22 protein-coding genes are annotated in these 23,705 nt (G+C 72.3%); 10 read left to right on the forward strand and 12 right to left on the reverse strand.

The window, feature by feature from the left end; translation table 11 throughout:
- Positions 1 to 65: 65 nt before the first annotated feature.
- Positions 66 to 4,148, reverse strand: a complete 4,083-nt coding sequence (gene hrpA / locus H629_RS0105695; RefSeq protein WP_024356335.1) for an ATP-dependent RNA helicase HrpA — start codon at positions 4,146 to 4,148, stop codon at positions 66 to 68.
- A 100-nt stretch (positions 4,149 to 4,248) separates the two neighbouring features.
- Here hrpA and H629_RS0105700 point away from each other — a divergent pair, with 100 nt between their 5' ends.
- The 3 genes from H629_RS0105700 to argG all read left to right on the forward strand — a co-directional run bounded on the left by H629_RS0105700 (position 4,249) and on the right by argG (position 7,828).
- A complete protein-coding gene (locus H629_RS0105700) occupies positions 4,249 to 5,088 on the forward strand; it encodes an aldo/keto reductase (RefSeq protein ID WP_205618688.1) in 840 nt (279 codons plus the stop codon).
- A 144-nt stretch (positions 5,089 to 5,232) separates the two neighbouring features.
- On the forward strand, positions 5,233 to 6,240 hold the full coding sequence (locus tag H629_RS0105705; protein ID WP_024356337.1) for a malate dehydrogenase: 1,008 nt from the start codon (positions 5,233 to 5,235) through the stop codon (positions 6,238 to 6,240).
- 166 nt (positions 6,241 to 6,406) lie between these two features.
- Complete coding sequence (gene argG / locus H629_RS0105710) at positions 6,407 to 7,828, forward strand: argininosuccinate synthase (RefSeq protein ID WP_024356338.1); 1,422 nt, start codon at positions 6,407 to 6,409, stop codon at positions 7,826 to 7,828.
- 195 nt (positions 7,829 to 8,023) lie between these two features.
- Here the strand turns inward: argG and H629_RS0105715 are convergent, their stop codons facing one another.
- On the reverse strand, positions 8,024 to 8,272 hold the full coding sequence (locus H629_RS0105715; protein WP_017884807.1) for a WhiB family transcriptional regulator: 249 nt from the start codon (positions 8,270 to 8,272) through the stop codon (positions 8,024 to 8,026).
- Between the two features lie 194 nt (positions 8,273 to 8,466).
- Between H629_RS0105715 and H629_RS0105720 the strand changes: the two genes are divergently transcribed.
- Complete coding sequence (locus H629_RS0105720; protein ID WP_024356339.1) at positions 8,467 to 8,886, forward strand: hypothetical protein; 420 nt, start codon at positions 8,467 to 8,469, stop codon at positions 8,884 to 8,886.
- Between the two features lie 59 nt (positions 8,887 to 8,945).
- Here the strand turns inward: H629_RS0105720 and H629_RS0105725 are convergent, their stop codons facing one another.
- From H629_RS0105725 to aroA, 3 genes are read right to left on the reverse strand one after another with little or no spacing between them, the layout of a single operon-like run.
- Positions 8,946 to 9,428 carry a peroxiredoxin gene (locus H629_RS0105725; protein ID WP_024356340.1) on the reverse strand — a complete coding sequence of 161 codons (483 nt, stop codon included), beginning with the start codon at positions 9,426 to 9,428 and terminating at the stop codon, positions 8,946 to 8,948.
- 20 nt (positions 9,429 to 9,448) lie between these two features.
- The gene (gene rsgA / locus H629_RS0105730) at positions 9,449 to 10,504 is read right to left on the reverse strand and encodes a ribosome small subunit-dependent GTPase A (protein ID WP_024356341.1); all 1,056 of its coding nucleotides are present in this window, start codon (positions 10,502 to 10,504) and stop codon (positions 9,449 to 9,451) included.
- Complete coding sequence (aroA, locus tag H629_RS0105735; RefSeq protein WP_024356342.1) at positions 10,504 to 11,994, reverse strand: 3-phosphoshikimate 1-carboxyvinyltransferase; 1,491 nt, start codon at positions 11,992 to 11,994, stop codon at positions 10,504 to 10,506. Before aroA ends, rsgA begins: the two co-directional genes overlap by 1 nt.
- Positions 11,995 to 12,346: 352 nt before the next feature.
- Here aroA and H629_RS14015 point away from each other — a divergent pair, with 352 nt between their 5' ends.
- Positions 12,347 to 13,003 (forward strand): sigma-70 family RNA polymerase sigma factor, encoded by a 657-nt coding sequence (locus H629_RS14015; protein ID WP_024356343.1) that lies wholly within the window; start codon positions 12,347 to 12,349, stop codon positions 13,001 to 13,003.
- The gene (locus tag H629_RS0105745; protein WP_024356344.1) at positions 13,000 to 13,245 is read left to right on the forward strand and encodes a zf-HC2 domain-containing protein; all 246 of its coding nucleotides are present in this window, start codon (positions 13,000 to 13,002) and stop codon (positions 13,243 to 13,245) included. The genes H629_RS14015 and H629_RS0105745 overlap by 4 nt, the downstream gene beginning before the upstream one ends.
- Before the next feature lie 97 nt (positions 13,246 to 13,342).
- On the opposite strand, the gene H629_RS0105750 is transcribed toward H629_RS0105745, so the two are convergent.
- The 6 genes from H629_RS0105750 to H629_RS0105775 all read right to left on the reverse strand — a co-directional run bounded on the left by H629_RS0105750 (position 13,343) and on the right by H629_RS0105775 (position 17,726).
- Positions 13,343 to 14,059, reverse strand: coding sequence for a tyrosine-protein phosphatase (locus H629_RS0105750; protein WP_024356345.1), 717 nt, complete (start codon positions 14,057 to 14,059; stop codon positions 13,343 to 13,345).
- A 36-nt stretch (positions 14,060 to 14,095) separates the two neighbouring features.
- Positions 14,096 to 15,004: an alpha/beta fold hydrolase gene (locus H629_RS0105755; protein ID WP_024356346.1), complete on the reverse strand. Its 909-nt coding sequence runs from the start codon at positions 15,002 to 15,004 to the stop codon at positions 14,096 to 14,098.
- Between the two features lie 28 nt (positions 15,005 to 15,032).
- Positions 15,033 to 15,323 (reverse strand): hypothetical protein, encoded by a 291-nt coding sequence (locus H629_RS0105760; protein ID WP_152485651.1) that lies wholly within the window; start codon positions 15,321 to 15,323, stop codon positions 15,033 to 15,035.
- A gap of 178 nt (positions 15,324 to 15,501) precedes the next feature.
- Positions 15,502 to 15,921: a hypothetical protein gene (locus tag H629_RS0105765; RefSeq protein WP_024356348.1), complete on the reverse strand. Its 420-nt coding sequence runs from the start codon at positions 15,919 to 15,921 to the stop codon at positions 15,502 to 15,504.
- Positions 15,918 to 16,805 carry an arginase family protein gene (locus H629_RS0105770; RefSeq protein ID WP_024356349.1) on the reverse strand — a complete coding sequence of 296 codons (888 nt, stop codon included), beginning with the start codon at positions 16,803 to 16,805 and terminating at the stop codon, positions 15,918 to 15,920. Before H629_RS0105770 ends, H629_RS0105765 begins: the two co-directional genes overlap by 4 nt.
- A gap of 84 nt (positions 16,806 to 16,889) precedes the next feature.
- Positions 16,890 to 17,726, reverse strand: coding sequence for a DUF3097 domain-containing protein (locus H629_RS0105775; RefSeq protein ID WP_024356350.1), 837 nt, complete (start codon positions 17,724 to 17,726; stop codon positions 16,890 to 16,892).
- Positions 17,727 to 17,952: 226 nt separating this feature from the next.
- Here H629_RS0105775 and H629_RS0105780 point away from each other — a divergent pair, with 226 nt between their 5' ends.
- Both H629_RS0105780 and H629_RS0105785 read left to right on the forward strand, forming a co-directional pair.
- Positions 17,953 to 19,311: an MFS transporter gene (locus H629_RS0105780; RefSeq protein ID WP_024356351.1), complete on the forward strand. Its 1,359-nt coding sequence runs from the start codon at positions 17,953 to 17,955 to the stop codon at positions 19,309 to 19,311.
- A 136-nt stretch (positions 19,312 to 19,447) separates the two neighbouring features.
- Positions 19,448 to 20,527 carry an enoyl-CoA hydratase/isomerase family protein gene (locus tag H629_RS0105785; protein WP_029746626.1) on the forward strand — a complete coding sequence of 360 codons (1,080 nt, stop codon included), beginning with the start codon at positions 19,448 to 19,450 and terminating at the stop codon, positions 20,525 to 20,527.
- 78 nt (positions 20,528 to 20,605) lie between these two features.
- Here the strand turns inward: H629_RS0105785 and H629_RS0105790 are convergent, their stop codons facing one another.
- Positions 20,606 to 20,962: a VOC family protein gene (locus H629_RS0105790; RefSeq protein WP_024356353.1), complete on the reverse strand. Its 357-nt coding sequence runs from the start codon at positions 20,960 to 20,962 to the stop codon at positions 20,606 to 20,608.
- A gap of 50 nt (positions 20,963 to 21,012) precedes the next feature.
- On the opposite strand from H629_RS0105790, the gene H629_RS0105795 reads away from it, so the two are divergent.
- Both H629_RS0105795 and pdxR read left to right on the forward strand, forming a co-directional pair.
- Complete coding sequence (locus tag H629_RS0105795; RefSeq protein ID WP_024356354.1) at positions 21,013 to 21,894, forward strand: DNA-methyltransferase; 882 nt, start codon at positions 21,013 to 21,015, stop codon at positions 21,892 to 21,894.
- Between the two features lie 133 nt (positions 21,895 to 22,027).
- Positions 22,028 to 23,614, forward strand: a complete 1,587-nt coding sequence (gene pdxR / locus H629_RS0105800) for a MocR-like pyridoxine biosynthesis transcription factor PdxR (RefSeq protein WP_029746627.1) — start codon at positions 22,028 to 22,030, stop codon at positions 23,612 to 23,614.
- The last annotated feature ends 91 nt before the right edge of the window (positions 23,615 to 23,705 follow it).

Raw genomic sequence — 23,705 nt, forward strand, 5'->3', positions numbered from 1 at the left:
TACGAATAGGCCGACTCGACGGAGCGGGAGCGGGAGCGGGACCGGGAGCGGGCCGGGGCCGCCCGCTACGCCTCGCGCAGCAGCTTCTGGATGCGCTGCAGGGAGACCGGCTCGGCCGTGCGCAGCTGTTGCGCGAAGAGGCTCACCCGCAGCTCCTCGATGAGCCAGCGCACGCGCACGGGGTGCTCGGGCGCCGCGTCGGGCAGCGGGATCGTCCCGCCCGCCTGCTCGAAGAGCGCGAGCGCGCGATCCACCTCGTTCTGCCACGCCCGGTCGCGACCCGCGTTCTCGGCGAGGCCGCGCATGCGCAGTTGCACGGCTTCGAGGTAGACGGGCAGGCGCGCCAGTTGCGCGAGCCCCGTGCGCGACACGAAGCCGTCGCCGCCCGCTGCACCGGCGCCCGGGCCGGCAGCGGCCCACACGAGCCGATCCACCTGCGCCGCCGAGTCGGCGACCTGGCCGAGCACCTGGATCGTCTTGGCGCCGTCGATGGCCTTGCGGGCGAGCCGCGCCCCGTCGATCACCCGCGCCGTGAGCGCGATCGCGCCATAGATGTCGTCGATGAGGGAGCGCGCGTAGTCGTTCGCGATCCGCTCGAACACGGCCTCCGACCACACGAGCCCGTCGGGGGCGTGACGGCGGATCGCGCCGTCGGCGACCGCGAGCGACACGTCGGCGATCGCGGCGTCGAGCGAGCGGTACGGGCCCGCGCCGAGCAGCAGCTTCTCCTGGTTCGAGAGGTGATCGCGGATGTAGCTGGCGGGGGAGGGCGAGCTCAGCGCGATGAGACGGCGGATCCCGCGCCGCGACAGGCGGGCCTGCTCGGCTTCATCGGCGACGAGCACGAGGTCGACGCCGGTGCGCCGGTCGACGATGGCGGGGTAGGCGCGCACCACGCCGCCTCCCGACCCGCGGCCCTTCGCATAGGCGGTGTCGACGTGGCGTGGGAGTTCGCCGAAGTCCCAGCCGGTCGCGCCGCTGCGCTCGAGATCGCTCTTCGGCAGCGCGGCCGCGGCGACCTTCGCGACGCCCTGCATCGCGCGATCCTTGTGCGCGGCCTGCAGCGCGGCGAGGTCCTTGCCGGAGCCGATGGTGCGCCCGCGCCCGTCGACCACCCGGAAAGTGGGGGTGAGGTGGGCGGGCAGCCGCGAGGCGTCGAAGTCGCCGGGGGAGACGGGCACGCTGGTGCGGCGGCGGATCTCATCGGCGAGCAGCTGCAGCAGCGACGGCGGTGCATCTGCTGCTCCGGCCGCACCGCCCGCCCCGGCCAGCTTCGGCTCGACGGTCTCGAGCAGACTGCGCGCCCAGTCCGCGGCAGGCACCACGTGCTTGCGGATCGCCTTCGGCAGCGTCTTGATGAGCGCGGTGACGAGTTCCTGGCGCAAACCCGGTACGAGCTTCTCGAAGTCGCCGCGTTCGAGGCGGGGCAGCAGCGGCAGCGGCACGTTCACGGTGACGCCGTCGTCGTCGGCCGTGGGGTCGAAGCGGTACTTCAGCCGCAGCGTCTGATCGCCGTGCCGCCATTGGCGGGGGTACTCGCTCTCGTCGACCTCGGCGGCCTCGCCCTCGACGAGGTCTTCGCGGCGCATGGTGAGCAGTTTCGGCTGCGCGCGCTGCGCCTCCTTCCACCAGCCCTCGAAGCTGCGGGTCGAGACGACGTCGGCGGGGATGCGGGCGTCGTAGAAGTCGTAGACGGCCTCCTCGTCGCTCACGAGGTCGCGGCGACGGGTGCGCTCCTCGAGCTGTTCGAGCTCGCGCCGCAGCTGCCGGTTGGCGCGGTCGAAGGCCTGCGGCGAGTCCCATTCGCCGTCGACGAGAGCGTGGCGGATGAACAGTTCGCGCGCGTGCTCCTGGTCGAAGCGGGCGAGCTGCACGCGACGGCGGTCGACGATGGGCACGCCGAAGAGGGTGACCCGTTCGTAGGCGACGGCGGCGCCCTGCTTCTTCTCCCAGTGCGGTTCGGAGACCTGACGCTTGGCCAGAGGGCCCGCGAGCTCTTCGGCCCAGGCCGGATCGACCACCGCGTTCGATCGCGCGAACAGCCGCGAGGTCTCGACGAGCTCGACGCTCATCACCACCTCGGGCGGCTTCTTGGCGAGCACCGACCCCGGGTACAGCACGAAGCGGGTGCCGCGTGAGCCGAGGTACTCCTGGGCCGGCTTGCGCTTGACGGCGCCGGCGACGCCGCGGCCGCGGGCGGGCGCGCTGCGATCCTGCCGGTCGTCGCGCACGCCGAGCTGCGAGAGCAGACCGGCGAGGATCGCGCGGTGGATCGCCTCGTCGGGTCCGGCTCCGGTCCCGGCTCCGGGGCTGGGCCCGGAGCCGCCACCCGCCGCGCCCGTCGTCTCCGCGGCAGCGGCGCGCGGGCGAGACCGCTGCGCCGCGCCCTTCACCCCCGCGATGCGCGCGAGCTGCCGGTTGAGGTCCATCCACTCGCGCACGCGCAGGAAGTTCAGGTACTCGGCCTTGCACAGGCGGCGGAACGCGCTCGATGACATCTCGCGCTGCTGCTCCTGCAGGTAGTCCCAGAGGTTCAGCAGGGTCATGAGATCGCCCTGCGGGTCGGCGAAGCGGGCGTGCAGCTGATCCGCCTGCGCGCGCTGCTCCTGCGGTCGCTCGCGCACATCCTGGATCGTGAGGCCCGCGACGATCGCGAGCACCTGCGGCACCACCTCGTGCCGGCGCGCCTCGACGACCATGCGGGCGAAGCGCGGCTCGATGGGCAGGCGGGCCAGCTCGCGGCCGATCTTCGTGATGCGGTGGGTGGCGGATCCGCCAGCCCTCCCGGCCCGGCCCCTGCCGCGCCCCTCGCGGGATTCGCCCTCGCTGCCGCGGGCCGCCGCCTCGACGGCGCCCAGCTCGGCGAGCAGCCCGAGGCCGTCGGCGATGCCGCGCTGGTCGGGCGGGGTGAGGAACGGGAAGCGGGCGATGTCGCCGAGACCGAGCGACAGCATCTGCAGGATCACGGATGCGAGGCCGGTGCGTCGGATCTCGGGCTCGGTGAACTCGGGGCGGCTCTCGAAGTCCTCCTCGGAGTAGAGGCGGATCGCGATGCCGGGGCTCGTGCGACCGGACCGGCCAGAGCGCTGGTTGGCGCTCGCCTGGGAGACGGCCTCGATCGGGAGGCGCTGCACTTTGCTGCGCGCCGAGTAGCGGGAGATGCGGGCGGTGCCGGCGTCGACGACGTAGCGGATGCCGGGCACCGTGAGCGAGGTCTCGGCGACGTTCGTGGCGAGCACGATGCGGCGCGCCGCCGCGTTCGCACCGCTCGCGCGCTCGAAGACGCGGTGCTGCTCCGCGGCGCTGAGCCGGCCGTAGAGGGGTAGGATCTCGACGGGTCTCGCCCGGTTCGCTCCGAGGCGCCCGCGCAGCGCGTCGGCGGCGTCGCGGATCTCGGCCTCGCCGCTCAGGAACACGAGCACGTCGCCCCGGTCCTCGCGCGCCAGTTCGTCGACCGCGTCTCCGATGGCGTCGAAGAGGTCGCGCTCGACGGTGGAGACCTTCGGCGCCCCGCCCTTCGGGTCGGGACGCTCGATCTTCTCGACGAGCGGCCGGTACCTGATCTCGACGGGGTAGGTGCGGCCCGACACTTCGATGATGGGCGCGGGGCGCTTCGTCCGCGGGTCGGCGAAGTGCTTCGCGAACGATTCCGGGTCGATCGTCGCCGAGGTGATGATGACCTTGAGATCGGGTCGGCGGGGGAGCAGGGTCTGCAGGTAGCCGAGCAGGAAGTCGATGTTCAGCGACCGCTCGTGAGCCTCGTCGATGATGATCGTGTCGTAGGCGCGCAGCTCGCGGTCGCGGTGGATCGCGTTCAGCAGGATGCCGTCGGTCATGAGGCGGATCCGCGTGTCCTCCGAGACCTTGTCGGTGAACCGCACCTGGTAGCCGACGAGCCCCCCGAGCTCGGAGCCCAGCTCCTCGGCGATGCGTTCGGCGATGGTGCGGGCGGCGATGCGGCGCGGCTGCGTGTGCGCGATGCGCTCGCGGCCGAGAGCGAGGGCGATCTTGGGCAGCTGGGTGGTCTTGCCCGAGCCGGTCTCCCCCGCCACGATGACCACCTGGTGGTCGCGGATCGCCGCCTGGATCTCGTCGCGCATCTGCGAGACGGGGAGATCCGCGGGGAATTCGATGCGGGGCTGCGTCATGATCCCCCCATTATCCCGTGAAGGAGCGGGCGCGGTCGTCTCAGTGTCAGAGGTGGCCCGTAGACTGAGCGCACATCCCGCCAGGTACCGAAGGAGAATCATGGCTGCGCTCGACACCCCGAACCTCACCCTCAGCAACGGCACCGAGATCCCGCAGCTGGGACTCGGCGTCTTCCTTGTCGAACCGGGCGAGGCGGAACGGGTGGTCTCCGACGCGCTCGAGGTGGGCTACCGGCACATCGACACCGCGCGCATCTACGACAACGAGGCCGAGGTGGGTCGCGCGATCGCATCGAGCGGCATCCCGCGCGACGAGCTCTTCGTCACCACCAAGCTCTGGAACAACGATCACGACCGCGCCGCAGACGCCTTCGAGCAGAGCCTCGACCGGCTCGGCCTCGACCGCGTCGACCTCTACCTCGTGCACTGGCCCATCCCGATGGTCGAGGGCAGTGCCCTCACCGCGTGGCGCGGGCTCATCGACATCGCCGAGACCGGCCGCGCCTCCGCGATCGGCGTCTCCAACTTCGAGATCGAGCATCTGCAGCAGGTGATCGACGCGACCGGCGTCGTGCCCGCCGCCAACCAGATCGAGCTGCACCCGCTGCACCAGCGGCGCGAACTCACCGCGTTCTGCGCCGAGCACGGCATCGCGGTCGAGGCGTGGGGCCCGCTCGCCCAGGGCAAGACCGACCTCTTCGAGCGCCCCGAGGTGGTCGCCGCGGCTGAGCGTCACGGCAAGACCCCCGCCCAGGTGGTCCTGCGCTGGCACTTGCAGCAGGGGCGCATCATCTTCCCGAAGACCGGCCGCCGGGAGCGCATGGTCGAGAACGCCGACATCTTCGACTTCGAGCTCAGCGGCACCGAGCTTGAGGCCATCGACTCGCTGGAGGCGGGCACCAACTTCGGGCCCGACCCCCGCAGCTTCGACGTGCGCTGAACCGGGCGCCCTGGGCGGTGAGCGCCGCCCAGGCGTCGGTGCCGTGCCGACGGCTCAGCCGCCGCGATCCGCCGCGATCCGCCACGATCCGCCACGATCCGCGGCGATCCGCGGCGATCCGCCGCCTGAGATGAAGGAGACGCAGTGACCAACACCACGCAGCCCATCACCGTGACGCTGACGGGAGCGGGCGGCCAGATCGGCTACGCAGCGCTCTTCCGCATCGCGGCCGGAGACATGCTCGGCGCCGACCAGCGCGTCGCGCTGCGCCTGCTCGAGATCCCGCAGGGCATGCGTGCGGCCGAGGGGGCCGCGCTCGAACTGACCGACTGCGCCTTCCCGCTGCTCTCGAGCATCGAGCTCGTCGATGACCCCGATGCGGCGTTCGACGGCGCGAACGTGGCGATGCTCATCGGATCGCGCCCCCGCACCGCCGGCATGGAACGCGGCGAACTGCTCGAAGCGAACGGCGCCATCTTCGGGCCGCAGGGTCGCGCGATCGGCGCGCATGCGGCCGACGATGTGCGCGTGATCGTGGTCGGCAACCCCGCCAACACCAACGCCCTCATCGCCCAGCAGCACGCGCCCGACGTGCCTGCCGAGCGCTTCACCGCGCTCACCCGCCTCGACCACAACCGCGCCGTGGGGCTGCTCGCCGGCGAAGCCGGCGCGACGGTGACCGACGTCGACGGCATCACCATCTGGGGCAACCACTCGGCCACGCAGTACCCCGATCTCAGCCACGCCACCGTCGGCGGACGTGCGGCGCTCGACGTCATCGACCCGGCGTGGGGGCGCGGGGCCTACATCGACAGGGTCGCGAAGCGCGGCGCCGAGATCATTGAGGTGCGGGGCGGGTCCTCGGTCGCGTCGGCCGCCAACGCCGCCATCGAGCACGTGCGCGACTGGATGCTGGGCACGGGCACCGGGGCAGGTGGGGTCGAGCGCCGCACGAGCGCCGCGGTGGTGTCGCACGGGGAGTACGGTGTGCCGGAGGGGCTCGTCTCGTCGTTCCCGGTCGTGTCGCGCGGCGGCGACTGGGAGATCGTCGAGGGCCTGACCGTCGACGAGTTCTCGCGGCAGCGCATCGACGCCTCGGTGGCCGAGCTCGTGGCGGAGCGCGACGCGGTGCGGCGGCTCGGGCTGATCTGAGACCGGAGCTCCGGGTCGAGCACGATCCGGGGCCCGGGGGATCCGGGAGCCGTGACCTGGCCAGCGTCGGGCCGCGTCGGTGTCGGGCCGTGTCGCTGTCCGGGCCGGGTCGGGGTCGATGCCGCAGCGAACCGGGCGCGTCCTTCCGCCCAGTAGGATGGGAAGCATGTCTAAGGTGCTTTCTTCCCTGCCTGTCGGCGAACGCGTCGGCATTGCATTCTCCGGTGGTCTCGATACCTCGTGCGCGGTCGCTTGGATGCGCGAGAACGGCGCCATCCCGTGCACGTACACCGCCGACATCGGGCAGTACGACGAGCCCGACATTGACGGGGTCGCCGGCCGCGCGAAGGAGTACGGTGCCGAGATCGCTCGCCACGTCGACGCGAAGCGCGCCCTGGTCGAGGAGGGCTTCGTCGCCCTGCAGACCGGCGCCTTCAACGTGCGCTCGGGCGGCAAGACCTACTTCAACACTACGCCGCTCGGCCGCGCCGTCACCGGCACGCTGCTGGTGCGCGCCATGAAGGAGGACGGCGTCGACATCTGGGGCGACGGATCCACCTACAAGGGCAACGACATCGAGCGCTTCTACCGCTACGGCCTCATGGCCAACCCAGCGCTGCGCATCTACAAGCCGTGGCTCGACAAGCAGTTCGTCGAAGAGCTCGGCGGCCGCCAGGAGATGAGCGAGTGGCTCGTCGCCCACGGCTACCCCTACCGCGACTCCACCGAGAAGGCGTACTCGACCGACGCCAACATCTGGGGCGCCACCCACGAGGCCAAGAAGCTCGAGTTCCTCGACGCCGGCCTCGACATCGTCGAGCCCATCATGGGCGTCGCCGCCTGGCGCGAAGACGTCGAGGTGGCCACCGAGGAGGTTTCGGTGCGCTTCGAGGCGGGCCGCCCCGTCGCGATCAACGGCGTCGAGTTCGACGACCCGGTGGCGCTCGTCTACGAGGCGAACGCGATCGGCGGCCGTCACGGCCTGGGCGCCAGCGACCAGATCGAGAACCGCATCATCGAGGCGAAGTCGCGCGGCATCTACGAGGCCCCCGGCATGGCGCTGCTGCACATCACCTACGAACGGCTCGTCAACGCGATCCACAACGAGAACACGCTCGCCTCGTACCACACCGACGGCCGCAAGCTCGGCCGCCTCATGTACGAGGGCCGCTGGCTCGACCCCGAGTCGCTCATGCTGCGCGAGGCGCTGCAGCGCTGGGTCGGCTCGGCGATCACCGGCGAGGTCACGGTGCGCCTGCGCCGCGGCGACGACTACACGATCCTCAACACCACCGGCCCGAACCTCAGCTACCACCCCGAGAAGCTCTCGATGGAGCGCACCGTGGGCGCCGCCTTCGGTCCGGAGGATCGCATCGGCCAGCTCACCATGCGCAACCTCGACATCGCCGACTCGCGTGCGCGCCTCGAGCAGTACGCGCAGCTCGGGCTCGTGGGCGGCGCCACCGCCGAGCTCGTGGGTGAGCTCGAAGCGGGCGGAGCCGCCGAGATCGCCGACGCCGTCGGCGGCATCGACGAGGAGGGCGACGCTCTCGGTCTCTCGGCCGCGTTCGACGCCGGCACCGACTGAGACGCCGACATGCACGACGGCCCGGGCTCTTCGGAGCCCGGGCCGTCGTGCGCGTGCGGGGTCTGCGTGCCGGGAGCCCCGCTGTGCCGGGAGCCCCGCTCTGCGAAAGCGTCCCAGTAGTGCGACAGCCCCCGCTCCGCCGAGTGCATCGGCGAGGCGGGGGCTGTCACGGCGGGCTCGGAAGCCGCCGGGGGATCAGGAGGCGCGGCGCGCGCGAGCGGCGCGGCGCTTGAGGGCGCGGCGCTCATCCTCGCTGAGGCCGCCCCAGACGCCGGAATCCTGGCCGGTGTCCATGGCGTACTGCAGGCACATCTCGGTCACGGTGCAGCGGGCGCAGACCGACTTCGCGCGCTCGATCTGCTCGACCGCCGGCCCGGTGTTGCCCACCGGGAAGAAAAGCTCGGGGTCTACGGTGAGGCAAGCAGCCTTCTCGCGCCAATCCATGTGTGTCCTCCATTTGTAAACGCACGCACACGAAATACACTGGAGGCTGATGCCCGGAATCTCGCGCCGTAACTACCTGAAACGTGGCTGAGAATGCTCACGTCAGTGTGCGCGAAACTCGACGGAATATATAGTTTCACGGATGTAGAAGCAAATCAATAGTGTATTTGCAATTGATTGGAAAGAGGCTCGAAATGCCGTCGTCACCTGCTGATCACCCGCGGTCCCGAGTCGCCTGGCGGGCGCTGGGAGCGCTGCTGGCGGCCGAGACCGCGCTGCTGCTCTGGGTGCTCGGCGTCACCATCGTCGGAGCGTTCGCACCCGGAGGCGATCCGCTGCAGAATCTCAGCCTCATCGTGACCGCGGCGCTCGCCTTCGCCTGGGTGGCGGTCACCCTCGTCGGCGCGGTGAAGGCGCAGGCCAGTTGGGTGCGCGGATCCTCGCTCACGATCCACGTACTGCTGTTCGCGGCGGGCACCGGCTGCCTGCAGATCGGGATCGGCCCGTGGTGGCTCGGCTTCGCGCTCGTGGCGCTCGCCCTCGCCGGGTTCACGGCGTCGATCCTGGCGCGGCCCGCCGCGCAGCCGAGCGGGGAACCCGCCGAGGAGCGGTAACCGCGGATCCCGGTGGGCGGTGGGGGCGGATCAGCGGATCGCGATCCGCCCCGAATCATTCAGGCCGTGTCGAGCCCGAGCAGCTTGCGCACCCGCGCGACGTGACCGGTCGCCTTCACGTTGTAGAGCGCGTGGGCGATCCGGCCCTCCTCGTCGATCACGAACGTCGAACGGATCACGCCCTCGATGATGCGGCCGTAGCTGTTCTTGGTGCCGTAGGCGCCGTAGGCGCGGTGCACCTCGGCCTCGGGGTCGCTGAGGAACGGGTACTCCAGGCCGTCGCGGTCGGCGAAGCGGCGCAGCCGCTCCACCGCGTCGCGCGACACGCCCAGCACCCGGTAGCCGGCCGCGGCGAGCGACGCCGACGACTCCTGGAACTCGCACGACTCCTTCGTGCACGCCGGGGTCATGGCCTCCGGGATGAAGAACAGCACGACCTTCTCGCCCCGGAAATCGGTGAGCGAGCGACGCGCCCCGTCTTGATCGAGGAGCGAGAAGTCGGGGGCGGGCTGAGTGGGCTCGAGGATCACGCGTTCGGTCATGCCTCCAGCCTATCGGCGCGCTACTTCAACAGGCGGCGCAGCGACTCCACGCGCGCCGCGCCCCCGGCGTCGAGTCGGCCGTCGGCGACCGCCGCATCGAGCTCGCAGTCGGGCGCGTCCTCCAGATGGGTGCAGCCGCGCGGGCAAGCGTCGATGATGCCGGCGAGATCGGTGAAGCCGCGCAGAATGCCCTCGCTCGTGACATGGCCGAGGCCGAAGGAGCGCACACCGGGAGTGTCGATCACCCAGCCGCTGTCGCCGCCCGGGCACCCCGCCGTCTCAGCGCGGTACGCCACCGACGACGACGAGGTGTGGCGCCCGCGCCCCGTCACCTCGTTGACGTGCCCCGTCGCACGGCCGGCCTCCGGCACGAGCTCGTTGATGAGCGTCGACTTGCCGACGCCCGAGTGCCCCACGAAGACCGTGGTGCGGCCCGCGAGCGAGGCGCGGATCTCGGCCAGCGGCCAGGCTCCCGGCCGAGACCGGAAGACGGGCACCTCGAGCGCCGAGAAGTAGGCGAGGAACGGTTCCGGGTCGGCGAGATCCGTCTTCGTGATGCACAGCAGCGGGCGGATCCCCGCATCGTACGCCGCCACCAGGTAGCGATCCACGAGACGCACGCGCGGCTCGGGGTTGGCGGCGGCCACCACGATCAGCATCTGATCCGCGTTCGCCACCATCACCCGCTCGACGGTGTCGCTGTCGTCCGCACTGCGGCGCAGCAGCGTGCGGCGATCCTCGATGCTCACGATCCGCGCGAGCGAGCCCTCCTGCCCGCTGGTGTCGCCGACGAGCTGCACCCGATCGCCGATCACGATGGGCGTGCGGCGCAGCTCGCGGGCTCGGGCCGCGACCACGACCCGCTCGGCAGGGTCGACCGGATCGGCGCCGCGCGCGACGAGCGCCGTGTACCGGCCGCGATCCACCGCCGTCACCATGCCCACGACCGCGTCGCCGTGCTCCGGGCGCCGCTTCGTGCGAGGCCGGTTCGCCTTCGGATTGGGGCGCTGGCGCACGGCGTGATCGGCGTACTCGGCGTACGGGCCGTCTTCGTCGTCGGGGATCAGCCAACTCATTACAGCAGCAGGTCTCGCATGTCGGGGAACACGTACTGGTCGTGCGGGGGCGCGCCCGCCTCGCCGACGCGCGGTGCGGGGCCCGCGCCGCCGCCGGCCTCCGGCTCGAAGCCGAGCATGCGCCGCCACAGCTCCGGGAACTGCGGCAGCGTCTTCGACGTCGACGCGATGTCCTCCACCTCGACGCCCGGCACGCGCAGCCCGATGAGCGCGCCCGTCGTCGCCATGCGGTGATCCGCGTAACTCCGCCAGCGGCCGCCGTGCAGGGGGGCCGGATCGACCGCGATGCCGTCGTCGAGCTCGCGGGCACGGCCGCCGAGGCCGTTGATCTCGGCGACGAGCGCGGCGATGCGGTCGGTCTCATGGTGGCGGATGTGGCCGATGCCGGTGATCTCGCTCGCCTCGCCGTCGGATCCGTCGGAGCCGTGCGCGGCGAGCGCGGCGAGACCCACCAGAGTGGGGGCGAGCTCCCCGGCTTCCGGCACGTGCAGGCGCACGCCGCGCAGTCGGCCGGCGCCGGACACCGCGAGCGAGCCGTCGGCCGCGAGCACGGCTTCCGCGCCGAACGCCGGCAGCAGCGTGCGCAGCTGGTCGCCGACCTGCGTCGTGGCCGACGGCCAGCCGGGCACGACAACCCGACCGCCGACCGCGACCGCTGCGGCGAGGAACGGCGCCGCATTCGAAAGATCGGGCTCGATGGAAACATCGAGGGCGCGGATCGGGCCGGGCGCCACCACCCACTCGCCGGCGGCGGGGGAGAGGACCTCGACGCCGCGCGCTCGGAGCGTCTCGATGGTCATCTCGATGTGCGGCAGGCTCGGCAGACGCTCGCCCGTGTGCACGACGTGCACACCCTCCGCGAAGCGCGCACCCGAGAGCAGCAGTGCCGAGACGAACTGGCTCGACAGCGAGGCGTCGAGCTCGACCCGGCCGCCGCGCAGGGATCCGGTGCCGTGCACCGTGAAGGGCAGCGCGCCCCGCCCCTCATCGGCGATGTCGGCACCGAGCGCGCGCAGCGCGTCGAGCACCGGGCGCATCGGACGCTTGCGGGCGTACGGATCGCCGTCGAAGGCGACCGGGCCGAGCGCGAGCGCCGCGACCGGCGGCACGAAGCGCATCACAGTGCCCGCGAGACCGCAGCCGATGCTGGTCGAACCCGTCAGCTCCGCAGCAGGAAGCACGCGCAGATCGGGGCCGAAAGAACTGTTCGTGGGCAGCTCCTCGATGCCCGTGCCGAGTGCGCGCAGCGCATCGATCATGAGCGCGGAGTCGCGCGAGTGCAGCGGAGCGCGCAGCAGGCCGGGACCATCCGCGAGCGCAGCCAGGATCAGCTCGCGGCCGGTCAACGACTTCGACCCCGGAAGCGCGACACGGGCGTCGAGCGCGCCCTCCGCGAGCGGCGCGGGCCAGAGCGCGGCGAGCTCGCCGGGGCCCTCGCCCGCGCGGGCCTCGTCGCCGTCCTTGCCCTGGTTCATCTTCGCTTCAAGCATCGATCCCGAGTCTACCGCGCACCCCGCCCGGACCTGCCCGCCTACCCCCGAACCTCCCCTGCCCCCGGACCCCTCCTGCCCCCCCGGACCCCTCCTGCCCCCCCCCGGACCCCGCCTGCCTCCGGACCTCCCCGATCCGCCATCCTCGTCTCCTTCGGTCAGGGCGGAGATCGCAGCTCAGACGGAGGAATTCGGCGAGAAGGCCCTGTCTGAACTGCGATCCACATCCTGAACTGCGGGGAGGGGGAGGGGCGGGAAGGGGAGGGGAGTGGTGCGGGCGGGGGCTGAGGGGCGGGGGCTGAGGAGCGGGGGCGCGGGCGTGGCTCAGGCGGGGAGGCGTAGGATCGGGTGTGTGAGTGACACCACTGCGCACGACGACCAGGCGGTCCTGGAACAGCGCTTCACCCAGGAAGCGCTGCCGCTGCTCGACCAGTTGTACGGGGCGGCGATGAAGATGACCCGCAATCCGCAGGACGCGCAAGATCTCGTGCAGGAGACCTTCCTCAAGGCGTTCTCGGCGTTCGCCTCGTTCCAGGAGGGCACGAACCTCAAAGCCTGGCTGTATCGGATCATGACGAACAGCTACATCAACACCTACCGCAAGCGGCAGCGGGAGCCGTACCTCGGAGCTGTCGACGAGCTCGAGGACTGGCAGCTGGGCGGTGCGGAATCGGCCACGGCGATGTCGGCCCGATCCGCCGAGGCGGAGGCCATCGACCGCACCCCGGACTCGGTGGTGAGCGAAGCGCTCAACGCGCTGCCCGAGGATTTCCGCATGGCCGTCTACCTCGCCGACGTCGAAGGCTTCAGCTACCAGGAGATCGCCGACATCGCCGAAGTGCCCATCGGCACCGTCATGAGCCGCCTCCACCGGGGCCGCACCAGGCTGCGCAAGAGCCTCGGGGAATACGCGCGCGAGCAGGGCGTTGGACTCAATGCGGCAGGCAGCACGACGAAGCGGGCCGGCCGCACGAAGACGAAGAACACGGAAGAGGGAGCGGCGCGATGAGCGATTGCGGTTGCGAGAAGGCCAAGGCCAACCTCTACGAGCTGCTGCGCGGCGAGCTCTGCGCCGAAGAGTCCGCGCCGATCCGGGAGCACCTCGAGAACTGCCCCGGCTGCCGCGACGAGGAGACCGTCTGCATCCGCCTCACCGAGGTGGTGCGTCGTGCCTGCGAGGAAGAGCGCGAGAACTGCGCCCCCGAAGACCTGCGCGACGCGATCCTGCGCGGGCTGCGCGTCGAGAGCTGAACCGATCCGCCGAGTCTGAACGGAGCCGCCCGGAGCGGCTCCGCCCGGTCCGCCTCGGCGCGGAACCGACGAAGCCCCGCACCCGGGCCGCGACCCGCTACTCGACCAGCTGCGCGTGGAGCTGCTCGATCGTGGTGTCTGAGACCTCGTTCGCCCGCAGATAGTCGCGCACCGAGCCGAAACGCTCATCGACCGCGGTGAGTGCCCGGTCGATCGCCTCCAGCGGTGTCGCGACGAGCAGCTGTTCGAGCGCCGGGGTCACCTCGATGCCGAGGTGACGGATCAGCTCGAGGTTCTTCGCCCGCCACGCGCCGCTGAGGTTCTGCTCCGAAGCGGCGTAGTCGTGCATCACGTCGTCGCGTTCCACGCCCACCGCCAGCAGCGTGAGGGCCGCGACCGCGCCGGTGCGGTCCTTCCCGGCAGTGCAGTGGAACACGGTCGCGCCAGGCTCGGCGAGCATCGTCACGGCCGAAGCGAGACGGTCGCCGTGCTCGAGGTAGAGCAGCTCGGTGAGTTCGTAGATGTCGAGCTGCTCCGAGATGTGCTGCGTCACGTCGGGGAAGATGGGGTGGGGCACGACGACGGTGCTCTCTGGCACGAGGTCGGGCTGCGGGCCGCGCTCGGCGTCGTCGCGCAGGTCGATCACCCGCGCGACGGAGAGCTCGGCGATCTGCTCGCGACCCCGGTCGCTGAGCGCGGCGAGCGCGTCGGAGCGGAAGAGCGCTCCCGGCTTCGTGCGTCCGCCGTCGGCGCGGAACCCGCCGAGGTCTCGGAAGTTGTAGGTGCCTTCGATGGGCAGCAGAGTGGAGGTCACAGCCTCATCCTAGGCGGTTCCGATCGCGGGCCGCGGTCAGAGATCGCGCACGATCGAGGCGAGCAGCTCGGGGTCGGCCTCGTGCAGGTTGTGCGGGCCTGGAACGGTGATGATCTCGGTGCCCGGCAGGCGCTCCCGCCACTCCTCGACGAGTGCGTTGTTCAAGATCCCGTGCTGCGCCCGCACGAGCGTCACCGGAGCCTCAAGGGTCTGCAGCGCCGACCAGATCGGGGAATAGGGGTGCGGATCACCGTCGGCCGAGCCCGGCAGCGCATCGAGGTGGGCGAGGTGGTGCGTCCACTCGAGCCGGCCGTCCGGGCGACGGCGCGTGTTGAGAGCGACGCCCCGGGTGAGCGCGGCGCGGTCGGAGCCGATGCCGAAGCGGATCGCGCGATCGACGATCTCGTCGACGGAGCCGTAGTGGCGCTGCCCCGTGATGAACTCGACCACCGCCCCCGCATCGCCGCCCGGCGTGATGCCGGGGGTGATGTCGACCATCACGAGGCGCCGTACCCGCTCGGGTCTGGCCTGCGCCACGAGTGCGGCGGCGAGCCCGCCGAGCGAGTGCCCGAGGAGCGTGACCGGGGCGGGTGCGAGCCGATCGAGCGCCGACACGATGTCTGCCGCGAGCAGGTGCGGGCGGTAGTCGGCGTCGTCGCGCCAGTCGCTGCGGCCGTGCCCCGGCAGGTCGAGTGCGAGCGCGGGCCGGCCGAATGCGAGCAGCGCCGGATCGAAGCTGTGCGCGTTCAAGCCGGCGCCGTGCAGCACCACGAGCTCGGGATCCTCAGGAGCGCCGAAGCGCAGTCCGCTCATCGCGCGGCCATCGGTGACGCGCGCCGAGACGCGCTCGACTCTCGGCAGCGGGGCCGTGCGGTGCACGCGCGCGGCATCGCCCGTGAGGAACCGGAACTCGTCGTCGCCGGGGAACGGGGCTTCGCTGCTCATGCGGCCAGTGTAGAGGGTGAGGTCGCGGCTACTCGGGAAACACCCGGCGGCTGATCGCCTGCACGTCGCGGTCGAGATGGCGGACCTCTGTGCGCAGCGATCCGATCTCGGCCCGTATCTCGGCGAGCTCGGCGCTGGTCTCGGCTCGGGACGCGGTGAACTCGGCCCGTGACGCGGCGAGTTCGGCACTCGTCTCGGTCCGCAGCGCGGCGAACTCGGCCCGCATTTCCGCTCTGAATGAGGCGAACTGTGCGGCGATCGCGCGCCACATCACCTGGGTCGTGAATGTGATCATGCCGACGAGCGCGGCGGCGAACACGCCGATGAGGGTCCATATCTGGGGCTCGGTCCATTCGATCACACCTCCATTCTGCTCTATGCGTACCCAATGCTGCCACTGTGAATGGATGGAGGTGGCTGGAATCCCCGATGTGTGGACAACTCCGCTCGCACAGGCGGACTCGCCCGCCTGTGAGCGAAGTGGCAAGATCCGCGGCTCAGCCCGCGCGGTGCCTCGCAGCGGAGCGCCGCCGCACATAACCGCCGTCTTCCAGACCGGCCTCGATCTCGAAGCGGTTGCGCAGCGGATCGCGACCGGCGAGCAGGTAGAGCAGCGGCATCGCGAAACCGTAGCGCCGCCACTGCTCACGATGCACCAGCTCGTGCCGCAGCACTGCGGGCGAGGTGTTGCGGTCGGTGAGATAGCAGGATCCGACGCAGCTGCCGCCGCGACCGAACGTCCACCGCGGCATGCCCCGGAACACCCAGAGACCCTCGTGCCGCTCCACGCGGCCGGTGCTCCAGATGGAACCCCACACGAATCCGACCGTCGTGGCGTACAGATAGCCGAGGCGCGCGAAGGGCCAGCGGGAGCGTGGGGTGCTCTGCTCATTCGCCGCCGGTGCCGACTCCGTCATCGCGCCGCCCCCGAGGTGAGCGCCGCGAGCACCCGCAGCACCGTCGGCAGATCCTCGGCCGCCGCCGAGGCATTCGCCGGCGCGAACTCGCAGATCGCGGCCCCGGCAAGCGGTAGCGCGGCCACCGCGGCGCGGATCGCCGCCGTCAGCTGCGCCACCGTCACCCCGAAGGGCACCGCCTCGTGCACGGCTGAGAATTCCGCCGGGTCGAGCACGTCGAAGTCGACGTGCACGTACACGTACGCGGCGCCCGACTGCGCGAGTCGATCCCGCACCGCGGCGGCGAGCGCATCGGGATCAGGAGCCTGCTCAGGGTCGGTGACGCCCGAGATCGAAACCGGGTCGAGCACGTGCACGCCGCGCCGTTCGATCTCCGTCTCCTCTTCGGGGTCGATCGCCCGCGTGCCGACGAGCGTGAGCAGTAGCGGATCGATGGGATCCGCGCTCGCGAGATCCGGGGAGCCGTCACCGAGAGCGTGTCGCAGCGTCATGCCGGAGGCGGCACCCGACGGCGACGTGCTCGGGTGCTGCAGATCGGGGTGCGCGTCGAACCAGAGCACCGCGAGGCGATCCGCGCCGTGCGCGCGCACCGCCGCTTCGAGACCCGCCAGTGACGAGGCGCAGTCGCCGCCGACGATCAGCGGGGGAGCGCCGTCGAGCTCGCCGATCGTCTGCCGCGCCGCGTCGCGGGCGCGCAGCAGGCTGCTCAGACGCGCCACTGGTGTGCCCATCGCGTCACCGGCTTCGAGCGGCACCGCCACCTCGCGGGTGGCGGAGGACGGCAGATCCTCGCGCAGCGTCTCCGCTCCCTCTGCGAGCTGCATCGCGCGCGACGAGGCGGATCCCTGCCACTCGGGCATCATCAGGAACACGGGTTTCGACACAGCGCCTCCTCGCCTCGCGCACCCCTCCAGAATACTCCGCCCAGGCGGTAGGCCGGCAGCGCTTTCTGCGCGTTCGCGCCCAGCTCAGCCCACCGTGACGAAGTCGATGAGGTGCTCGACCCGGCCCACCAGCTCGGGCTCCAGATCTCGGAAGTTGCGCACCCTGCCGCGGATGCGCGCCCACGCGTCGGCGATGTCGGCCGGCTCGTCCGATGGCCAGCCGAGCGCGCGGCAGATACCGGTCTTCCACTCGATCGAGCGGGGGATCTCGGGCCACGCCTCGAGCCCCACGCGTGCGGGCTTCACCGCCTGCCAGATGTCGACGAAGGGGTGGCCGACGATGAGCACGTGCGCCCCGTGCGGCCCCCGCGCGATCGCCTCCGCGATCCGCGTCTCCTTGCTGCCGCGCACCAGGTGGTCCAGCAGCACGCCGGCGCGCCGATCCGCAGCCGGACCGAACTCGGCGAGCACCTGCTCCAGGTTGTCGGCGCCCTGCAGCAGCTCGACCACCACGCCCTCGACGCGCAGATCGTCGCCCCACACCTGCTCCACCAGCTCGGCGTCGTGCTTGCCCTCCACGAAGATGCGACTCGGCATCGCGACCCGCGCGCGCTGCTGCGGCGCCGCGAACGAACCCGAAGCGGTGCGCTGGCGCCCGGCCGGCTGGCGCTTCGGCGGTACGAGGCGCACCGGCTCGCCGTCGATGAGGAAGCCGTCGCTCAGGGGGAACGCGCGCACCTTGCCGCGGAAGTCCTCGAGCTGCACGAGCCCCTCGCGGGCGCCCACGACGGCGCCGCACCACTCGGTCTCGCTGTGCTCGACGACGAGGCCGCGGGCGAGCGGCACCTCGCGGCGCTGCACCGGGCCGCGCCGGGGCTTCATCTTGGCGAGGGGATCGTCGTCGTAGCGGGGGTCGAACACGGAACCCGAGCCTAGCGCGGGGCGCCGTGCCATGTCCGAGCCGCCGGGGGAGCGGTCGGCCTCCATCTCGGTCGGGCCCGCTCCCGGGTTTCGGATCTCTCCCGTATCTCGGATGGAAACGAGCGATCTCATCCGAGACACGGGAGACATCCGAAGCGACGAGCGGGTCGCATACGGGTGAAGCCGCAGCGGCGGCCCGCAACGGCGGCCCGGATAGGCTGGGCCGGTGCACGACGACCCCGATGAATCAGCCGCCCGACGACGCGGTCTGCGAGGACTGCTCGTCGATACCACCCCGCTGACGGCGAGCCCCGCGTTCGCGAAGCTCTGGACGGGCACCTCCGTTGCGCAGATCGGCGCGCAGGTGACGATCGTCGCGGTGAGCCTGCACATCTACGAGCTCACGCACTCCACGCTGGCGGTGTCGTTCGTCGCGCTGTGGGCGCTCGGGCCGATGATCCTCGCGGGTTTCGTGGGCGGTGCGCTCGCGGACGCCTTCGACCGGCGCACGGTCGCGCTCGTCACCGCGGTCGTGGCCTGGTGCAGCACGGGCACGCTCGCCCTCATCGCCTTCCTCGGGGTCGAGGCGACCTGGCCCTACTACGCGCTCGCCGCGGTGAACGCCGCTTCCGCGACGATCAAGGGTGCGGCGCAGGGCGCGATCCTGCCCCGCCTGCTGCCCACCCAGCTGCTGCCCGCGGCGGCGGCGCTCAGCGGGATCACGATGGGGCTCGCGGTGACGGTGGGGCCGGCGGTCGCGGGTGTGCTCGTGGCGACCGTGGGCTTCTCGTGGACGTACCTGCTCGACGTGGTGCTGTTCACGGGCGCGTTCCTCGGGATCCGGAGCCTGCCGCGGATCGCCCCCGACGGGGAGCGGCGCGGCGTCGGCATCGGGTCGGTGGCCGACAGCATGCGCTTCCTGCGGCGCGCTCCGAACGTGCGCGCCACCTTCGTCTGGGATCTGATCGCGATGATCCTGGGCCAGCCGCGCGTGGTGTTCCCCGCCGCCGGGGCGATCGTGCTCGGCGGCGGGCCGGTGACCGTGGGCATCCTCACCGCCTCGTTCGCGGTGGGCGCGCTGCTGAGCGGCCTCGTCTCGGGGCCGCTGGGTGCGGTGCGACGGCAGGGACGCGCGGTGACGCTCGCGGTGGCCGCGTTCGGGATCTGCACGGCCCTCTTCGGGGTCGTGCTGCTGCTCGCTTCGCTGGGCGTCGACGAGCGCCTGGTCGCGATGGTCGCGGCCCACGACGACGCCTTCATCCCCGCCGACGTTCTCGCGATCGTGCTGGCGGGTCTCGCACTCGCGGGAGCGGGCGCCGCGGACAACGTGAGCGCCGTGTTCCGCACCACGATCCTGCAGGCGGCCGCGCCCGACGATGTGCGCGGACGCATGCAGGGGCTCTTCTACGTGGTGGTGGCGGGCGGCCCGCGCGTGGGCGACCTCGTGGCGGGCGGTCTCGCGACGCTGTTCGCGCTGTGGGCGTCGCCGCTCGTGGGCGGGGTGCTCATCTTCGGCATCATGCTCGTGCTGCTGCGCACTGCCCGGGGCTTCCACCGCTACGACGCCCACCACCCGACCCCGTAGGGCGCTGCCGGATCCGCCCTGCCGAGAGGCGGGTTTCGCATGCATCTGTGTTCGCCCAGCTGTGAAATCCGCCTCTCGGCAGCGCAGCCTGCGCGCGAGGGCTCCCCGCCCGCGTGCCACCTGATACCGTGCAAGCATGAGCACCGATGCGCCCCAGATCGCCCCAGCACCGCTCGTGATCACCCGCCGCGAGGGCGCGATCACGCGCATCACGCTCAACCGGCCGCGCGCGATCAACGCGCTCACGCTCGAGATGTTCGGGCTGCTCGGCGCGGCGCTCGAGACGGCGCAGCGCGACGGCTCCGCGGCGATCCTGCTCGACGGCGCGGGCGAGCGCGGCTTCTGCGGCGGCGGTGACATCAAGGAGATCTCGGGCGGTGACACGATGCGGATCCTCGCGACCGAGTACCGGCTCGACCTGGCGCTCGCGGAGTCGCCGGTGCCCGTGGTGGGCCTCATGGACGGCATCGCGATGGGCGGCGGCATCGGCTTGGCCGGGCACGCGAAGCACCGCGTGGTGACGGAGCGCAGCCGCCTCGCGATGCCGGAGGCGCGCATCGGGATCGTGCCCGATGTGGGCGGGCACCTGCTGCTGGCGCGAGCGCCCGGCCGGCTGGGGGAGCTGCTCGCCGTGACGGCGGCCGAGATGGGCCCGGGCGACGCGATCGCGCTGGGCTTCGCGGATCGCTTCGTGCCGTCGGAGCGGCTCGCTGCACTGCGCGAAGCGCTCGCGGGGGGTGCGGATCCGGGGGCCGCCTGCGCCCGCTTCGCCGAGCCGGCGCCGAGCTCGCCGCTGCTCGCGGCGCAGGCCTGGTGGGAGCCGATCGCGGAGGCCGCGTTCGGCGGCGCCCACGCGCCGGCATCGGAGGACCCTGCGGGGGCGGCGCTCCGGCTGGTGCACGCGCTCGACGCGGCGGCGGCCCGCGGGGGAGCCGGAGCCGCCGAGGCTGCCGACGCCGCCGCGACGGTGCGCGCTATGTGCCCGGTCTCGGTGGCGGTGACGCTCGCGCAGATCGACCGCACGCGCCGACTCGGGCTGGGCCTCGCCGAGGTGCTCGCAGACGACCTGCGGGTGCTGGGGCGCGTGGCGCCGCGCGCCGATTTCACCGAGGGCGTGCGCGCCCAGGTGATCGACAAGGACCGCGACCCGCGCTGGTCGCCCGCCCGCGTCGAAGACCTCGACCCCGCGGAGCTCGCGGCGATCCTCGCCCCCTAGCGGCGAGGCTGCTGGCGGCGAGGCCGCTGGCTGCGAGGTCGCTGGCTGCGAGGGCTCAGCGCCTCGGCCGGGCTCGGCTCAGTGCGGGTCGCCGATGCAGAACTCGTTGCCGGCGGGGTCGGCGAAGGTGTCCCACGAGAAGCCCTGCTCGCCGCGCCGGCCGAGGTGCACCGCGCCGGCGTCGACCCACTCGGCGACCATCTGCTCGCGGTCGACATCCGGGCTGCGGTCGAGGTCGAGGTGCATCCGGTTCTTGCCCGGGGCGATCTCCTCCACTCGCTGGAATCCCAGCGCCACCGGCACCTCGGGCGCGCGCACGATGCAGAACCAGCCGTCGGCGTCCTCGACGATCTCGCCGTCCAGGCGCTCGGCCCACCAGGCGGCGAGGGGCCGCGGGTCCGCCGTGTCGACGGTGATCATGCCCAGTCGGATCATGGTGGCTCCGCTCGCTCGGTGAGATGTGCGCTCCACGATACCCTGGGACGATGCACTGGACCGCCGACGGCCCCGACCTGGTGGCCGCGGGCGACAATCTGCCGATTCTGCGCGGGCTGCCGGGCAGCGCGTTCTCGGTCGTGTACCTCGATCCGCCGTTCAACACGGGCCGTACGCGGCAGGCCGAGCGGGTGCGGGGCACGCGGTTCGATGCGGATCGCGGCGGCGAGACCGGGTCCGGGCTCGCGCGCGGGGAGCGGCTGGGCTTCCGCGGGCAGGGCTACCGGGTGACGCGGGAGCGCACGCTCGCCTACGACGACCGCTTCGGCGACTACTGGGACTTCCTCGAGCCCCGGCTCGAGGAGGCGTGGCGGGTGCTCGCCCCGGACGGCACGCTCTACCTGCACCTCGACTACCGCGAGGTGCACTACGCGAAGGTGCTGCTCGACGCGCTCTTCGGCCCGGAGTGCTTCATCAATGAGATCATCTGGGCCTACGATTTCGGGGCGCGCACGAAGCGCCGCTGGCCGGCGAAGCACGACAACATCCTGGTCTACGCGAAGCACCCCGATCATTTCTTCTTCGACGCCGAGGCGGTGGATCGCGAGCCGTACATGGCGCCCGGCCTCGTGACGCCCGAGAAGGCCGAGCGGGGCAAGCTGCCCACCGACGTGTGGTGGCACACGATCGTGTCGCCCACGGGTCGCGAGCGCACGGGCTACCCGACGCAGAAGCCTCTGGGGGTGGTGCGCCGCATCGTGCAGGCCTCGTCGCGGCCGGGGGACTGGGTGCTCGACCCCTTCGCGGGCAGCGGCACGACCGGTGCGGCGGCCGCGGAGCTGGGGCGGCGCTTCATGCTGATCGACGACAACCCCGAGGCGATCGAGGTGATGCGCGGGCGCCTGGCCGGCGCCGCGCCGGTCTTCGCCTGAGGCCCGCGGCCCGCGTTGGCGCGGTGGTGCTGGTGACCTCGATGGGGGCGGCGGAGCGGAAGTGGATCATGAGGTTGCGGCCGCCTCTCTCGGAGGAATGGACCACTCGACGGCGGGCTGCCAGACTGGAGCGGTGACCGATCCCGCACTCCGCGGCCCCGCCGAGCTCGTGGTGGAGCTCGACCGCGCCGCAGCCGTCCCGCTGCCCGCGCAGCTCGCCGCGGCGCTGCGGGAGTCGATCGACGCCGCACGGCTGCGACCCGGCGAGAGCGTACCCGCGACCCGTGCGCTCGCCGCACGGCTCGGGGTCGCCAGAGGCGTCGTGGTCGCCGCCTACGAGCAGCTCATCGCGGAGGGCTATCTGCACGCCGAGCACGGACGGGGCACCCTGGTGAACCCCGACCTCGGCGCGACGATCCAGGCCGTGGCGCGCGCCGGGATCGGCGGACGCAGCGGATCTGCGCGAATCACGGGCAGCACGGGAAGCGCCGAGCCTCCGCCTCCCGCACCGGCCCTCGTCGGCGCGGGAAGCGGGCGCCCCGCCGATCCGCACCCCGAGCGCACTCCGGAGCCCGACACCGAGCTCGACGGCTCAGCTGCGGCGCCCCGCCCCCCGCTCGCGCCCGGCACCCCGCTCACCGACGCGACCCAGCGCCCCGCCTGGCGCGCCGCGTGGCGAGCTGCCGTCGCGCGTGCCGACCGCCGATCACCCGCTCTCGGCGAACCGGCGCTGCGGCGCGAGGTCGCCGAGCACCTGCGGCTCGTGCGCGGCACGGCCCGCCCCGCGCGCGACGTGATCGTGACCGCCGGCGCGCGCGAGGGCCTCGGGCTGCTGCTCACCGCGCTCGGCACGACCCGCGGGCACGGCCTGGTGGTGGGGGTGGAGGATCCCGGCTTCCCGTCGCTGCGCAGCGTCGCCGCCCGCCACGGCGCGCGCATCGTCTCGCTGCCGGTCGACGCCGAAGGGCTGCGCACCGACCGCCTGCCCGAGGGGCTGCTCGACCTCGTGATCGTCACGCCGAGCCACCAGTATCCGGTGGGCGGTTCGCTGCCGCTGCCGCGCAGACGGGAGCTGCTCGACTGGGCGAGACGCACCGGCGTCGTGGTCATCGAGGACGACTACGACTCGGAGCTGCGCCACGCCGGCGGGCCGCTGCCCGCGCTCGCAGCGCTCGACGACCCCGAGGCCGGGTCGGTCGTGACCCTCGGCACCTTCTCGAGCACGGTGACACCCGCGGTCGCCGCGGGCTTCCTGCTCGCCCCGCGCAACCTGCGCGCGCTGCTCGAACCGGTGCGTCAGGATCTCGGATCACCCGTCTCCGCCGTGGTGCAGCTGGCGCTCGCCGACTACCTCGCCACGGGGGAGCTGCGCCGCAACATCGCGCGGGTGCGCCGCCGACATGCGGCGCGGCGCGACCTGATCTCGGAGTGCTTCGCGGGGGTGCCGCGCGTGCGCGTGCGCCCGATGAGCGGCGGCCTGCACGCGGTGCTCGAGTTCTCGGGGGAGGCGGCCGTGCGCCGGGAGGCCCGCGCGGTGGAGCTGGCGTCGCGCGAGACCGCGGCGTTCCCGGCGGGGCTCGGCATCGCGGCCCTCGGCGCCTACTGGCAGCATCACAGCCCCGACCGCACGGCCGGCGTGGTGCTCGGGATGGGCGGCCCCGACGACACTGAGTTCGAGGCTGCGCTCGACTGCCTGCGGCGGATCCTGCGGGCCGACTGAGCGGCGCATCGGCCGGCGCGGGGTTTGGCCAGAATGGCGGATCCGGCTGAGCGGCGGATCCGGATGAGCGGGCCCCGGCCCGCGATCCGCC

It is taken from the genome of Leucobacter chironomi DSM 19883, assembly GCF_000421845.1.
Lineage (GTDB): Bacteria > Actinomycetota > Actinomycetes > Actinomycetales > Microbacteriaceae > Leucobacter > Leucobacter chironomi.